Here is a 1,946-nt window from a genome sequence, read left to right on the forward strand (position 1 = left end):
TTTGCTACTTCATCTGTTGTAACTATTTGACCACCTGTTTTATCCTTTTCTATTATAAGAGTATTCATTTTAGCTCTAGCTCCATAAAGTCCTGCTGAAAGTCCAGCAGGTCCTGCTCCTATTACTATTAAATCATATATCATTTCCATATTAACACCCTCTTTTCTGTATTAATTTTTTATAAGCATTATCAATATTAATCTTAATAATGTTCAGATAATTAAATATTTAAAATTTAGACATTTTCTTTTTTAAGCTCTTTAAATAATGCAAAACAACCCAAAATCATTATTATTGCAAATGGGAATGCTGCAGCTATTGACGCTATTTGCAGTGTTTTAAGTCCTCCTCCAAGAAGTAATGCAAATGCCATAAGAGATTGAACAACACCCCAAATTATTTTTTTTCTTGTACTTGGGTTTAAGTCTCCATTTGAAGACATCATTCCAAGAACAAATGTCGCTGAATCTGCAGATGTAACAAAGAATGTACATAATAATACTACTGCTACAAATGATATTATCATTCCTAAAGGATATTTACTCATTACAACAAAGAATGCAGTTTCTGTAACTTTAATTGCCTCTTGAGCTATTCCTTCTCCAAGATTTATACCTAAAGTTCCAAATACAGCAAACCATAAGAAGCTTCCTAGTGTTGGAACTAAAAGAACTCCTATAATAAATTCTCTTATAGTTCTACCTCTTGAGATGCGGGCTATAAATGTTCCAACAAATGGAGCCCAAGCAATCCACCATGCCCAGTAGAATAATGTCCATCCCCCTAACCATGAGTTATCTCCAAAAGGCTCAATATGGAAACTATCTGCTATAAATCCACCTAAATATTGTCCAATCCCATTAGTGAAAGAGTTAATTATTTTTATAGTTGGTCCTAGTAAGAAGGCTAAAATCATTAATGTAAAGGCTATACCTAAATTAAGATTTGATAAAAACTTAATCCCTTTATCAAGACCTGTAACTGCTGAAAGCATAAATAAAATTGTAACTATAACTATGATTATAATTTGAGAAACAGTGTTAGCTGGAATACCAAAAAGATAATTAAGACCACTGTTTATTTGAAGAGTTCCAAGTCCAAGAGAAGTTGCAACCCCTGCAACAGTTGCAAATATAGCTAATATATCTATACATTTTCCTATTGGTCCATTTACTCCTTTTTCCCCTAGTATAGGAGTGAAAATATTACTAATAAGACCAGGTGCATTTTTTCTAAATTGAAAATAAGCAAGAGCTAGTGCTAAAACACTGTAGTTTGCCCACGGATGAAATCCCCAGTGGAAAAAAGAAGTTTTAATAGCAAGATTAGCCGCCTGTGGAGTACCTGCTTGGGCCATTCCCATAGGAGGATTTACAAAATGATTAAGAGGCTCTGCAACTCCCCAAAAAACAAGTCCTATACCCATACCTGCACTAAATAGCATCGCAAACCATGAAACATAACTGTATTCTGGCTGTGAATCATCTGGTCCAAGTTTAATTTTTCCGTATTTACTGCAAGCTAATCCTATTGCAACTAATACAAAGAAAAACATTGATAAAAGATACATCCATCCAAAAGTATCACGTAAAAATACATATAATCCATTTGCTGCTTTCCCAAATCCATCTGGAGAAAGTAATCCCCAACCAACTATTGCAAATACAACGGCTAACGAGACATAAAATACTTTATTATCTGCCTTTTTATTATTCAAAATATTTTCCCCACTTTCTTTAACAGAAGTATTTTTATCACTCAAAATAACTCCCCCTTTAAATTATAGGAGATATATAAATATATCTCCTAGCTTATATATCCTTCTTTTGCTAATATATCAGAAGCTTTTTCAACCTTTTCTTCATTTACCATAACTATTGGTCCAGTACATCCCATTCCACTTTCTGCATATACTCCATTTTTCCATAGAGCTCTTACTGCATCTT

General features: G+C 33.1%; 2 protein-coding genes and 1 pseudogene. All 3 read right to left on the reverse strand.

Features of this window, described 5'->3' with window-relative positions:
- The coding region (locus BUA77_RS14760) for an FAD-binding protein (protein WP_143151376.1) at positions 1 to 149 on the reverse strand (149 nt) is incomplete at its 3' end.
- Positions 150 to 235: 86 nt separating this feature from the next.
- Positions 236 to 1,762, reverse strand: a complete 1,527-nt coding sequence (locus BUA77_RS13140; protein WP_330390117.1) for a glycine betaine uptake BCCT transporter — start codon at positions 1,760 to 1,762, stop codon at positions 236 to 238.
- A 44-nt stretch (positions 1,763 to 1,806) separates the two neighbouring features.
- A pseudogene (locus BUA77_RS14765) lies at positions 1,807 to 1,946 on the reverse strand (glycine/sarcosine/betaine reductase complex component C subunit alpha); the annotation flags it as partial.

Source organism: Tepidibacter formicigenes DSM 15518, assembly GCF_900142235.1.
Taxonomy (GTDB): Bacteria; Bacillota; Clostridia; order Peptostreptococcales; family Peptostreptococcaceae; genus Tepidibacter; species Tepidibacter formicigenes.